The organism is Leclercia sp. LTM14, assembly GCF_023736175.1.
GTDB classification, from domain to species: domain Bacteria; phylum Pseudomonadota; class Gammaproteobacteria; order Enterobacterales; family Enterobacteriaceae; genus Enterobacter; species Enterobacter barmai.
The window spans coordinates 15,957-27,966 of sequence record NZ_JAIKTT010000004.1 but is presented as its reverse complement, the minus strand read 5'-3'; the positions used below and the strand labels follow the sequence as shown (position 1 = coordinate 27,966).

12 protein-coding genes are annotated in these 12,010 nt (G+C 56.3%); 8 read left to right on the top strand and 4 right to left on the bottom strand.

All coding sequences use genetic code 11. The features are described 5' to 3' along the window. Nucleotides 1–6 precede the first annotated feature (6 nt). The 4 genes from mreD to csrD form a co-directional block, all read right to left on the bottom strand. The gene (gene mreD / locus K5I40_RS10910) at nucleotides 7–495 is read right to left on the bottom strand and encodes a rod shape-determining protein MreD (protein WP_032614566.1); all 489 of its coding nucleotides are present in this window, start codon (nucleotides 493–495) and stop codon (nucleotides 7–9) included. Next, nucleotides 495–1,511: a rod shape-determining protein MreC gene (gene mreC, locus K5I40_RS10905; protein ID WP_039030640.1), complete on the bottom strand. Its 1,017-nt coding sequence runs from the start codon at nucleotides 1,509–1,511 to the stop codon at nucleotides 495–497. Before mreC ends, mreD begins: the two co-directional genes overlap by 1 nt. Nucleotides 1,512–1,573: 62 nt before the next feature. Beyond that, nucleotides 1,574–2,617 (bottom strand): rod shape-determining protein MreB, encoded by a 1,044-nt coding sequence (gene mreB / locus K5I40_RS10900; protein ID WP_000913396.1) that lies wholly within the window; start codon nucleotides 2,615–2,617, stop codon nucleotides 1,574–1,576. Between the two features lie 279 nt (nucleotides 2,618–2,896). Beyond that, nucleotides 2,897–4,837, bottom strand: coding sequence for an RNase E specificity factor CsrD (gene csrD, locus K5I40_RS10895; RefSeq protein WP_039030641.1), 1,941 nt, complete (start codon nucleotides 4,835–4,837; stop codon nucleotides 2,897–2,899). Between the two features lie 183 nt (nucleotides 4,838–5,020). Between csrD and K5I40_RS10890 the strand changes: the two genes are divergently transcribed. The 8 genes from K5I40_RS10890 (at nucleotide 5,021) to panF (ending at nucleotide 12,008) form a co-directional block, all read left to right on the top strand. After that, the gene (locus K5I40_RS10890; RefSeq protein WP_139563719.1) at nucleotides 5,021–5,995 is read left to right on the top strand and encodes an MDR family oxidoreductase; all 975 of its coding nucleotides are present in this window, start codon (nucleotides 5,021–5,023) and stop codon (nucleotides 5,993–5,995) included. Between the two features lie 77 nt (nucleotides 5,996–6,072). Continuing rightward, nucleotides 6,073–7,074 carry a protein-methionine-sulfoxide reductase catalytic subunit MsrP gene (gene msrP / locus K5I40_RS10885; protein WP_138370327.1) on the top strand — a complete coding sequence of 334 codons (1,002 nt, stop codon included), beginning with the start codon at nucleotides 6,073–6,075 and terminating at the stop codon, nucleotides 7,072–7,074. Continuing rightward, nucleotides 7,075–7,674, top strand: coding sequence for a protein-methionine-sulfoxide reductase heme-binding subunit MsrQ (gene msrQ / locus K5I40_RS10880; RefSeq protein WP_223074532.1), 600 nt, complete (start codon nucleotides 7,075–7,077; stop codon nucleotides 7,672–7,674). A gap of 233 nt (nucleotides 7,675–7,907) precedes the next feature. Next, the gene (gene aroQ, locus K5I40_RS10875; protein WP_039030645.1) at nucleotides 7,908–8,360 is read left to right on the top strand and encodes a type II 3-dehydroquinate dehydratase; all 453 of its coding nucleotides are present in this window, start codon (nucleotides 7,908–7,910) and stop codon (nucleotides 8,358–8,360) included. 22 nt (nucleotides 8,361–8,382) lie between these two features. Then, on the top strand, nucleotides 8,383–8,853 hold the full coding sequence (gene accB, locus K5I40_RS10870) for an acetyl-CoA carboxylase biotin carboxyl carrier protein (protein WP_039030646.1): 471 nt from the start codon (nucleotides 8,383–8,385) through the stop codon (nucleotides 8,851–8,853). Nucleotides 8,854–8,863: 10 nt separating this feature from the next. Continuing rightward, entirely contained in the window at nucleotides 8,864–10,213 is a 1,350-nt protein-coding gene (gene accC / locus K5I40_RS10865; protein WP_039030647.1) for an acetyl-CoA carboxylase biotin carboxylase subunit, read from the top strand. A gap of 108 nt (nucleotides 10,214–10,321) precedes the next feature. Continuing rightward, nucleotides 10,322–10,567: a YhdT family protein gene (locus K5I40_RS10860; RefSeq protein WP_039030648.1), complete on the top strand. Its 246-nt coding sequence runs from the start codon at nucleotides 10,322–10,324 to the stop codon at nucleotides 10,565–10,567. Then, on the top strand, nucleotides 10,557–12,008 hold the full coding sequence (panF, locus tag K5I40_RS10855; protein WP_223074531.1) for a sodium/pantothenate symporter: 1,452 nt from the start codon (nucleotides 10,557–10,559) through the stop codon (nucleotides 12,006–12,008). The genes K5I40_RS10860 and panF overlap by 11 nt, the downstream gene beginning before the upstream one ends. The last annotated feature ends 2 nt before the right edge of the window (nucleotides 12,009–12,010 follow it).

Below are 12,010 nucleotides of genomic sequence, written 5' to 3'. Positions count from 1 at the left end.
AACCTTTTATTGCACGGCAAATTGCTGGCGGACCTTACGCATCAGCAGGAATAACCATGGCCAGAGCACACCGTTTACTACACTACTCCAGAACACTTCCGGACGGAAAGAGACGTTGATCACTAAAAACTCTGCCCAGAAAACAATGATATCCGCGGCCATAGATAACAACATCACCACCAGCGCCTGTTGCCAGAGCGCCAGATTACGAAAGAGCTGGAATTTCAGTGCGACCAGGTATGCGATGATACTCATGGACAGCGCGCGTACGCCAAGCGTCGAGCCACTGATCAGATCCAGTATGGCACCCATCACAAAACCTGTGCCCACATTTACGCGGTGCGGCAGGGCGAGGATCCAGTAGAGCAAAATCAGCAGCACCCAGTTTGGCCGGAAAACGAGAATGTCATCCGGCCAGGGCATGACTTGCAGCAACAGCGCGATCAAAAACGAGAGCCAGATAACCCAGCGTCCCTGGCTACGGTAGCTTGCCACTATTGCCCTCCCGGGGAGAGTTGCGGTGGCGGCGGCGCATCAGGCGGTGGCTGGGTCAGCCCTGTTGCCGGCGCTGGAACTGGCGCTGGCGGCCCCATCGAGTTTGGCGCAGGCAGAACCTGCGGCATCATCTGCATCAGGCGTTCATTCGCCACGCGATGCACATCTTCCGGCGTCATTGGGTTGCTGCCGTTACGATCGGCACCCCACAACAGCAGCAGATAGCGCAGGCGCTGCAGACCCGCCGTTGGACGTGCCTGAATCACGGTGTAGGCGCGCTGGGTGTCCAGCTTCACGGAGGAGACCACCCCAACCGGATACCCTTCCGGGAAACGACCGCCCAGACCGGACGTTACCAGCACATCGCCCACGCGAATATCGGTATTCGCCGGCAGATGTTCCAGCTGCAGATCGTCCGTACAGCCGTTACCGGCGGCGATCACGCGGATGTCGTTACGCAGAACCTGAATCGGCAGCGCATGGGTCGCATCGCAAATCAGCAATACGCGGCTGGTGAGCTTGGCAACGGCCACCACCTGGCCGACGACGCCTTTATCGCTGATAACAGGCTGGCCTTCGTATACGCCATTGACGCTGCCCTTGTCGATGACCACCTGATCGCTGTAGGGATCGTTAACGGTGGAGATCACCTGGGTCACCATCTTCTGCTCATCCTGACGCAGCGGGGAGCCTAAGAGTTCGCGCAGACGGGCGTTCTCCTGCTTGTACTGGCCCAGCATCAGCAGTTCGCTGTTTTTCAGCAGCAGTTCCTGGCGTAACGCGCGGTTTTCAAGTTCGAGTTGATCGCGTGAGGACAGAGTTTGCGAGACGCTGTCGAGTAATTCACGGGGACCATTTGATACAAAGTAGAAAGGACTGACGGCGGTATCCATGTACGTTCTGATCTGGCTGAACGTACCGAGGCGGCTATCGGCAATAATGACACCAAGCGCTACCAGCACCCCAAGGATGAGGCGAAACTGTAGCGACGGGCCACGGCTAAAAATTGGCTTCATAGGCTATGCGTACTCTCGCGTCAGAGAGAAAGGGTAGCCATCCGCTACCCTTTCACACCTGACTACTCTTCGCTGAACAAGTCGCCGCCGTGCATGTCGATCATTTCCAGCGCCTTGCCGCCGCCACGGGCTACGCAAGTCAGTGGATCTTCAGCAACTACGACAGGAATACCTGTCTCTTCCATCAACAGGCGGTCGAGGTTACGCAGCAGCGCACCACCACCGGTCAGAACCATACCGCGCTCGGAGATATCGGAAGCCAGTTCCGGCGGGCACTGCTCGAGGGCAACCATGACGGCGCTGACGATACCGGTTAACGGCTCCTGCAGCGCTTCGAGGATTTCGTTGGAATTCAGGGTAAAGCCACGCGGAACGCCTTCTGCCAGGTTACGGCCGCGAACTTCGATCTCGCGAACTTCGTCACCCGGGTAAGCAGAACCGATCTCGTGCTTGATACGCTCTGCGGTGGCTTCACCGATCAGAGAGCCGTAGTTACGGCGAACGTAATTGATGATCGCTTCGTCGAAGCGGTCGCCGCCGATACGTACGGAAGAGGAGTAAACCACACCGTTCAGGGAGATAACGGCCACTTCAGTGGTACCGCCACCGATATCGACGACCATGGAACCGGTTGCTTCGGAGACCGGCAGACCGGCACCGATTGCTGCAGCCATTGGCTCTTCGATCAGGAAGACTTCACGCGCACCAGCGCCCTGAGCGGATTCACGAATAGCACGACGTTCAACCTGGGTAGCGCCAACCGGCACACACACCAGAACACGTGGGCTCGGACGCATAAAGCTGTTGCTGTGCACTTGCTTGATAAAGTGCTGAAGCATTTTCTCAGTCACGAAGAAGTCAGCGATAACGCCGTCTTTCATCGGACGAATGGCAGCGATATTACCCGGCGTACGGCCAAGCATCTGCTTAGCGTCATGGCCTACAGCCGCTACGCTTTTCGGTGAACCAGCACGATCCTGACGAATGGCCACAACTGAAGGCTCATTCAGTACGATGCCTTGTCCTTTTACATAAATGAGGGTATTCGCGGTACCCAGGTCAATGGACAGGTCATTGGAAAACATGCCACGAAATTTTTTCAACATACTAAGGGATAATCCTGAAAGCTGGGGCGGAAAACAAAATCCGCTTACTTTACCAACCACACGCAGCAGCGACAAGGCGCAAAAATCGCCTGCTACGGTGAAAATTTGTGCAGCACGTTTCCTTTGTTACAAATCGTCGCCTGACTCCCTCAGGGCTGAGAAAAAACAGCCTTCCTCACGTTCATTTGTAACCCGTTAAAGGTCGTTCACTGTCATTTTGCTCGTCATACATCACGCTACAGGCGCGATATTCTACGTGAAAACTTACCAAACGGCAGGTTAAACAGAGTATCTTTGCGAATATTTTTTCACATTGCTGTCAAGAGGCTGAGAGGCCGCAAAAAAATCCCCCTGGCCCCCTGTCACGCCGCGCTCCGTCAACGTCTGCCATTCCGTTCGCGACCGCACACCTGTAGCAAATACACGTGTTTGCGTTCCTTTGCACGCTTCCACCAGGCTCTGCACCAGCAGCTGGTTTTCCGTGCGCTTTTCGATATTCCTTACCAGCCCCGGATGCAGCTTCAGTAACTCCACCTCCAGCGCCTTGATCCAGCTGGTGCTGACCAGCGTTAAACCCGCCTGCGTAACCGCCACGCGCGCGCCCAACGCATTTATCAACCGAACGACCGGCTGTAACCGACTGATGTGTTGACAAACATCCGCCTCTGCAAGTTCAAAAATAATCCGCTTGCGCTGCGATTTTTCACATTGCATCAACACATCCCGCAGCCAGCGCTGGAATCGCGGGCGGATCAGGGACTCAACCGTGACCTGCAATGCCAGGTGCTCTTCGGGCCAGAAGGATAAGAATGGCATCAATCGCGATATTTGCTGGCGATCGTACTCTTCGGACAGGCCAAACTGCAGCACCATCGGGAGATACTCCGCCGACACCACCTCTTCGTTGCCGTCGAAGATCCGGCACAGCAGCTCCCGGTGATGAACCTGGCCGCTGGTCAGCACCGCCGGTTTTTGATAAATCCGCGGCCCGCCGCGGGTAAGCATCTGCTCAATTAAGGTTCGCCAGCGCACGTTGCCGCGCCCTTTTTCAGGCAGGGAGTCATCATAAACCGCCCAGCCGTTCGCCCCCTGCAACACCGCATTGCGGGTGGCGGCTTCGGCATGCTCCATCACCTGCTCGGTGGACTGGCCCCCGCGCCAGGCGCAAATGCCAATATGCACCATGTCTTCGCGATCGAGCATTTTGCTCGGCGGCAGCGCATCCACTGATTTCAACAGCAGGCTGGCGATACTTTCGGACTCTTTCAGGGTGCGGTGCGGCAGTAACACGGCGTAATCACTGCGGTGATAGCGTGCCAGCAGTGCGCCGGGATAGCGCATAATAAAGGTGGAGAGCATATTGATGAGCGTAAACAGGTGCTCCTCTGCCACCGCCCGCCCCCAGTTATCTTTCAGCAGATCGAAGTCCGGCAGACGGACAATCATCACCACCCCATGGGTGCCCACGTTCTCCTGATCTTCCAGCAAGGTGCCCAGTTGGTTATCAAAGAACAGACGATTATTAAGGCCGGTTTTGTTGTCCTGGGCGGCATAGGAGCGGATCAGCGTGTCGATACGGCTACGCTGGTCGCTGGCAAACTGGATTTCGGAGAGCAGGACGTCCAGCGCGCTGCTGGTGCGCGATGGCCATTCATAAACCGAGCCGCGCACCTGCGCGCCGCGTTCCCCGTTGAGGATCCGCGCTGAACGCGACTCCAGCAACTCCTGTCCTGAGAGCTGACGCCGTAGCCAGCGCACCGCCAGGAAGATCAGCACCACCACGAAGAATACCGCCAGAGTCAGCGGCGCGGTGGTCATCATGGAACGAAAATAACTGGTCATTGGGTCCTGATAGACCAGGCTTATCGTCAGACCGGGATTTTTCAGGGAGGGGACGGTGAGCTCGAGCGTCTGGGGAGCAGAACCCGCCTGTCGGTAATAGGTTTGCCCGGTATGGCTTAGAAGGATGTGATCGCCCTGCTTAATCTCCACCCGCGTGATATCCACCGGGGCCATGAGTTCATCCAGCTCGCGGGTAAGTTCTGGAAAGGGGGTGCTGACAAGGCGGGCATCAATCACCGACGCCACGGAATGGACGCGGTTCGCCAGCTTCCCCTGGATCGCATTATAGAAACTGAGCGAGCAGCCAATAAAGATGACAAAAATGGTCATCCCGGTAAGCAGGGAGATAAAAGCGGAGAACTTCGTCGATAATCGCATCCTTGAGATTACTCCGTGAGTTGGTGAGGATAGCAAGTGAGTACTAACTTGCAATACGGCATCGGCATACTACCAAATCAGGTGTATCTGGCAATTTATTGCGTTAAATCGGCATCGCATGTCATTGAGCGAGTATAGTCTTCAAAAATTTTTTCCAATCATCATCCCAGGTAAGGAATTTGTATGCAGGCTTTGATCTTAGAACAGCAGGAAGGCAAAACTCTTGCATCAGTGCAATCTATTGAGGAGAGCCGTCTGCCTGAAGGTGCCGTGACCGTTGACATCGACTGGTCCAGCCTTAATTACAAAGACGCCCTCGCCATCACGGGCACTGGCAAAATCATCCGCAATTTCCCAATGGTTCCAGGTATCGACTTTGCCGGACGCGTACACGCCAGCGAAGATCCGCGTTTTCATGTGGGCCAGCAGGTGCTGCTGACCGGCTGGGGCGTGGGCGAGAATCACTGGGGCGGGCTGGCGGCACAGGCGCGCGTCAATGGCGACTGGCTGGTGCCAATGCCAGACGGGCTCGATGGCCGCAAAGCGATGATCATCGGCACCGCCGGTTTTACCGCCATGCTGTGCGTGATGGCGCTGGAAGAGGCCGGCGTACGCCCTGAATCTGGTGAAGTGGTGGTGACGGGCGCCAGCGGCGGCGTCGGCAGCACGGCGGTTGCCCTGCTGCATAAGCTGGGTTACCAGGTCGCGGCGGTATCCGGCCGCGAAAGCACCCACGACTATCTGCGAAGCCTTGGTGCCAGCCGCATTCTGGGCCGGGATGAGTTCGCCGAGACCCGTCCGCTGGAAAAACAGATCTGGGCCGGGGCCGTTGATACCGTGGGCGACAAAGTGCTGGCGAAAGTGCTGGCGCAGATGAACTACGGCGGCTGCGTGGCGGCATGCGGTCTGGCGGGCGGTTTTGCCCTGCCGACCACGGTGATGCCGTTTATTCTGCGCAACGTCCGCCTGCAGGGAGTCGATTCCGTGATGACCCCTGCTGAGCGCCGGACACAGGCCTGGGAGCGACTGGTTCGCGATCTGCCTGCCTCCTTCTACGCGCAAAGCGCCACGCAGATTAGCCTTGAACAGGCACCAGAGTATGCCGCGAAGATCATCAGCAACCAGATCCAGGGCCGTACCCTGGTGAAGCTCGCCTAATCTTCAAATTTTCGTGACATATTCGCTTTAACCCTTCTCCTCCGTCATGCTTAGAAAAATGCATGACGGAGGAAGCCATGAAAGTGAAACCCCTGACGGAAGCCGATATCACCGCGGAATCCGTTTTTATGCTCAAGCGCCGCCAGATCCTCAAGATGCTGGGGATAGGCGCCGGTGCGCTGACGCTCTCGCCTCTCGCCCAGGCGGATCTGCTGGACTGGTTTAAGGGCAACGATCGTCCGAAAGCGCCTCCAGGAAAGCCCCTCACCTTTACCCAGCCCGCGCAGTGGCAAAGCCAGCTGGCGAAAACCCCGGAAGAGAAAGTGACGGGCTACAACAACTTCTATGAGTTTGGCCTGGATAAAGCCGATCCTGCCGCCAATGCCGGAAGCCTGAAAACCAACCCCTGGACGCTGAAAATCGACGGCGAAGTGGCAAAACCGCTGACCCTGGATTACGACGATCTCACTAAGCGCTTCCCGCTGGAAGAGCGCATCTACCGCATGCGCTGCGTCGAGGCCTGGTCGATGGTTGTACCGTGGATCGGTTTTCCGCTGCATAAACTGCTGGCCCTGGTGGAGCCCACCAGCGATGCGAAGTATGTCGCCTTCCAGACCCTTTACGCCCCGGAAGATATGCCCGGCCAGAAAGATCGGTTTATCGGCGGCGGGCTCGATTACCCGTATGTAGAAGGGTTACGTATTGATGAGGCGATGCATCCCCTCACGCTGCTCACCGTCGGCGTGTATGGTAAAGCGCTCCCGCCGCAAAACGGCGCGCCCATCCGCCTGACCGTACCCTGGAAGTATGGCTTCAAGGGGATTAAATCTATCGTCAGCATCAAGCTGACCCGCGAGCGTCCGCCGACTACCTGGAACCTGGCCGCACCAAACGAGTACGGTTTTTACGCCAACGTGAACCCGCACGTCGATCACCCGCGCTGGTCGCAGGCCACGGAGCGCTTTATCGGCTCAGGCGGTGCGCTGGACGTGAAGCGCCAGCCCACGCTGCTGTTTAACGGCTATGCCGATCAGGTCGCATCACTCTATCGCGGCCTCGACTTAAAGGAGTTTTTCTAAGTGCGTCTGACGGCAAAACAGATTACCTGGCTGAAGGCGGCCCTGCATCTTGCAGGGTTGCTTCCTTTTATATGGCTGTTCTGGGCCGCCAGCCACGGCGGCTTCAGCGCCGACCCGGCCAAAGATATCCAGCACTTTACCGGCAGGACCGCGCTGAAGTTTTTACTGGCGACCCTGCTGGTGTCGCCCCTGGCGCGCTACGCAAAACAGCCGCTGCTGATCCGCACCCGCCGTCTGTTAGGCCTGTGGTGCTTCGCCTGGGCGACGTTACATCTCACGAGCTATGCGTTACTGGAGCTGGGCATTAATAATCTGGCCCTGCTGGGGAGCGAACTGGTGACCCGTCCTTACCTGACACTCGGGATTGTTAGCTGGGTGATTTTGCTGGCATTAACCCTCACCTCCACGCAGTATGCCCAGCGAAAACTGGGAAGGCGCTGGCAACTTCTGCATAATTTTGTCTATCTTGTCGCGATCCTCGCGCCCATCCACTACCTTTGGTCAGTGAAAATCCTCTCGCCGCAGCCGATCGTCTATGCGCTGCTGGCTGTAGGGCTTCTGGCGTGGCGATATAAGAAGTTTCGCCAGTGGTGGCGATAATGAACGAAACTGTGCGTATTCCCGCAGATTGTTTACCCTTCCCGGGCATTTATCCGAATGCTGTTGATAATCTTCCCTGATAAGACCAGTATTTAGCTGCCAAATGCTACGAAATCGTTATAATGTGCCACTTTGGTTTCCCCGACGGGTTTTTCGTAGCCTGAGAGGGTGACAATCGCGCATCGAAGGTATATTTTGTTTTTTACCGTAGATTCGCAGGAGATAGCGGCACAATGGCTGACAAGTTTCACATCTTAGTTTTGAACGGGCCGAACCTGAATATGCTCGGCACCCGTGAACCCGAGAAGTACGGCACGCTGACGTTAACCCAGATTGTTAACCGTTTGGATAGCGAAGCAGCGGCGCTTAATGTGGAACTTGACCATTTTCAGTCGAACGCGGAGTACGCACTCATCGACCGAATTCATCAGGCTAAAGACACCACGGACTATATCCTGATCAATCCGGCCGCGTTTACGCACACCAGTGTTGCTATTCGCGACGCGCTGCTGGCAGTGAGCATCCCGTTTATTGAGATCCACCTCAGCAACGTGCATGCGCGGGAGCCGTTCCGCCACCACTCCTACCTGTCGGATATCGCCGCTGGCGTTATCTGTGGACTGGGGGCTGACGGTTATTCATTCGCTTTACAGACAGCGGTAAAACGCCTGTCACAATCACACTAAACAAAGAGTACGGAACCCACTCATGGATATTCGTAAGATTAAAAAACTGATCGAGCTGGTTGAAGAATCAGGCATCTCCGAACTGGAAATTTCTGAAGGCGAAGAGTCTGTACGCATCAGCCGTGCAGCGCCAAACGCAAGCTTCCCGGTTATGCAACAAGCTTACGCTGCACCAATGATGCAGCAGCCAGCTCTGTCTAACGCTGTCGCGCCAGCGGCTACTCCAGCAATGGAAGCGCCAGCAGCAGCAGAAATCAGTGGCCACATCGTACGTTCCCCAATGGTTGGTACTTTCTACCGCACCCCGAGCCCGGACGCTAAAGCGTTCATCGAAGTGGGCCAGAAAGTTAACGCGGGCGATACCCTGTGCATCGTTGAAGCCATGAAAATGATGAACCAGATCGAAGCTGACAAGTCAGGTACTGTGAAAGCGATTCTGGTCGAAAGTGGTCAGCCGGTTGAATTTGACGAGCCGCTGGTCGTCATCGAGTAACGAGGCGAACATGCTGGATAAAATTGTTATCGCCAACCGCGGCGAGATTGCCCTGCGAATCCTTCGTGCCTGTAAAGAACTGGGCATCAAGACCGTCGCCGTGCACTCAAGCGCGGACCGCGATCTGAAACACGTATTACTGGCGGATGAGACGGTCTGTATTGGCCCGGCTCCGTCCGTAAAAAGCTATCTGAATATCCCGGCAATCATCAGCGCCGCTGAAATCACCGGCGCGGTGGCTATTCACCCGGGTTACGGCTTCCTCTCTGAGAACGCCAACTTTGCTGAACAGGTAGAGCGTTCCGGCTTTATCTTCATCGGTCCGAAAGCTGACACCATCCGCCTGATGGGCGACAAAGTGTCTGCGATCACCGCCATGAAGAAAGCAGGCGTTCCTACCGTACCAGGCTCCGACGGCCCACTGGGCGACGATATGGATGCTAACCGTGCCCATGCAAAACGCATCGGTTACCCGGTAATCATCAAAGCGTCCGGCGGCGGCGGCGGTCGTGGTATGCGCGTTGTGCGCAGCGACGCTGAACTGGCCCAGTCCATCTCCATGACCAAAGCGGAAGCAAAAGCAGCTTTCAGCAATGACATGGTTTATATGGAAAAATACCTCGAAAACCCACGCCACATCGAAATTCAGGTGCTGGCAGACGGTCAGGGTAACGCTATCTATCTGGCAGAACGCGACTGCTCCATGCAGCGTCGTCACCAGAAAGTGGTCGAAGAGGCACCAGCACCGGGCATCACCCCGGAACTGCGTCGCTACATCGGCGAGCGCTGCTCTAAAGCCTGTGTGGATATCGGCTATCGCGGTGCAGGTACTTTCGAGTTCCTGTTCGAAAACGGCGAGTTCTACTTCATCGAGATGAACACCCGTATTCAGGTTGAACACCCGGTTACCGAAATGATCACCGGCGTTGACCTGATTAAAGAGCAGCTGCGTATCGCTGCGGGTCAGCCACTGTCCATCAAACAGGAAGAAGTGATTGTCAAAGGCCATGCGGTGGAATGCCGTATCAACGCCGAAGACCCGAACACCTTCCTGCCAAGCCCGGGTAAAATCACGCGTTTCCACGCGCCGGGTGGTTTTGGTGTGCGCTGGGAGTCTCATATCTACGCCGGTTACACCGTACCGCCGTACTATGACTCAATGATCGGCAAGCTGATCTGCTACGGCGAATCCCGTGACGTGGCGATTGCCCGCATGAAGAACGCCCTGCAGGAGCTGATCATCGACGGCATCAAAACCAACGTTGATCTGCAGATGCGTATTATGACTGACGAGAACTTCCAGCATGGTGGCACCAACATCCACTATCTGGAGAAGAAACTCGGTCTTAATGAAAAATAAGCACAGATAAGCAGCAAAAGGCCGGTTAATCCGGCCTTTTTTATTTCTGGGGGTTGCGAAGCCCCATAAGGTACAATCCCCGCTTTCTTTTTCCACAAGGGACAAAAAATGGACAAACGTTTTGTTCAGGCCCATAAAGAAGCGCGATGGGCGCTGTGGTTAACCCTTCTTTATCTCGCCGCATGGTTAGTGGGCGCTTACTTACCTGGTTCTGCAATTGGTATCACCGGTCTCCCTCACTGGTTTGAGATGGCCTGCCTGCTGATCCCGCTGGTGTTTATTGTGCTCTGCTGGGCGATGGTGAAATTCATCTATCGCGATATTCCGCTGGAGGATGACGATAATGCAGCTTGAAGTGATCCTGCCCCTCGTCGCGTATCTGTTTATCGTTTTTGGCCTCTCCGTGTACGCCATGCGCAAACGTACCACCGGCACCTTCCTGAACGAGTATTTCCTCGGCAGCCGCTCGATGGGCGGCATTGTGCTGGCGATGACCCTGACCGCCACCTATATCAGCGCGAGTTCCTTTATTGGCGGCCCGGGTGCGGCCTATAAATATGGCCTGGGCTGGGTGCTGCTGGCGATGATCCAGCTGCCCGCCATCTGGCTTTCGCTCGGCATTCTGGGGAAAAAATTCGCTATCCTGGCGCGTCGCTACAATGCCTTGACCCTCAACGACATGCTGTTTGCCCGCTATCAGAGCCGCCTGCTGGTCTGGCTTGCCAGCCTGAGCCTGCTGGTGGCCTTCGTGGGCGCCATGACCGTGCAGTTCATCGGCGGCGCACGTCTGCTTGAAACCGCAGCCGGTATTCCCTATGAAACGGGCCTGCTGATTTTTGGTATCAGTATCGCGCTGTACACTGCCTTTGGCGGCTTCCGCGCCAGCGTGCTCAACGACACCATGCAGGGCATGGTGATGCTGATTGGCACCATCGTGCTGCTGGTGGGCGTGGTCCATGCGGCGGGCGGGTTAACCCACGCGGTAGAAACGCTGCAGACTATCGACCCGAAACTGGTTTCACCGCAGGGCGCGGACGACATTCTGTCCCCGACCTTTATGACCTCCTTCTGGGTGCTGGTCTGCTTCGGGGTGATTGGCTTACCGCATACCGCCGTGCGCTGCATCTCCTATAAAGACAGTAAAGCGGTGCATCGAGGGATTATCATTGGCACCATCGTGGTGGCGATCCTGATGTTCGGTATGCACCTTGCCGGCGCTCTGGGCCGGGCGGTGATCCCGGACCTGACCGTGCCGGATCTGGTCATTCCGACCCTGATGGTAAAAGTGCTGCCCCCCTTTGCTGCCGGGATCTTCCTTGCCGCGCCAATGGCGGCGATCATGTCGACAATTAATGCTCAACTGCTGCAAAGTTCCGCTACGATCATTAAAGATCTCTACCTGAACATGCACCCGGAGCAGATGAACAACGAGCGCCGCCTGAAGCGGATGTCCGCTGCAATCACCCTGATTCTGGGCGCGTTGCTGCTGCTGGCCGCGTGGAGACCGCCAGAGATGATCATCTGGCTGAACCTGCTGGCGTTTGGCGGCCTGGAAGCCGTATTCCTCTGGCCGCTGGTGCTGGGGCTGTACTGGGAGCGCGCCAATGCTGCCGGTGCGCTGAGCGCAATGATCGTCGGTGGCGTGCTGTATGCCGTGCTCGCCTCCTTTAAGATCCAGTACCTGGGCTTCCATCCGATTGTGCCTTCGTTACTGCTAAGTTTGCTGGCGTTTGTGGTGGGGAACCGTTTCGGTCAACCCGCTCCGCAGACCGCCGTCATTTCTACTGATAAATAAAG

What these genes read in the sequence shown, in the direction of transcription:
- mreC (WP_039030640.1), bottom strand. Translation starts at nt 1,511, where the DNA reads ATGAAGCCAATTTTTAGCCGTGGCCCGTCGCTACAGTTTCGCCTCATC.
- mreB (WP_000913396.1), bottom strand. Translation starts at nt 2,617, where the DNA reads ATGTTGAAAAAATTTCGTGGCATGTTTTCCAATGACCTGTCCATTGAC.
- csrD (WP_039030641.1), bottom strand. Translation starts at nt 4,837, where the DNA reads ATGCGATTATCGACGAAGTTCTCCGCTTTTATCTCCCTGCTTACCGGG.
- K5I40_RS10890 (WP_139563719.1), top strand. Translation starts at nt 5,021, where the DNA reads ATGCAGGCTTTGATCTTAGAACAGCAGGAAGGCAAAACTCTTGCATCA.
- msrP (WP_138370327.1), top strand. Translation starts at nt 6,073, where the DNA reads ATGAAAGTGAAACCCCTGACGGAAGCCGATATCACCGCGGAATCCGTT.
- aroQ (WP_039030645.1), top strand. Translation starts at nt 7,908, where the DNA reads ATGGCTGACAAGTTTCACATCTTAGTTTTGAACGGGCCGAACCTGAAT.
- accB (WP_039030646.1), top strand. Translation starts at nt 8,383, where the DNA reads ATGGATATTCGTAAGATTAAAAAACTGATCGAGCTGGTTGAAGAATCA.
- accC (WP_039030647.1), top strand. Translation starts at nt 8,864, where the DNA reads ATGCTGGATAAAATTGTTATCGCCAACCGCGGCGAGATTGCCCTGCGA.
- K5I40_RS10860 (WP_039030648.1), top strand. Translation starts at nt 10,322, where the DNA reads ATGGACAAACGTTTTGTTCAGGCCCATAAAGAAGCGCGATGGGCGCTG.
- panF (WP_223074531.1), top strand. Translation starts at nt 10,557, where the DNA reads ATGCAGCTTGAAGTGATCCTGCCCCTCGTCGCGTATCTGTTTATCGTT.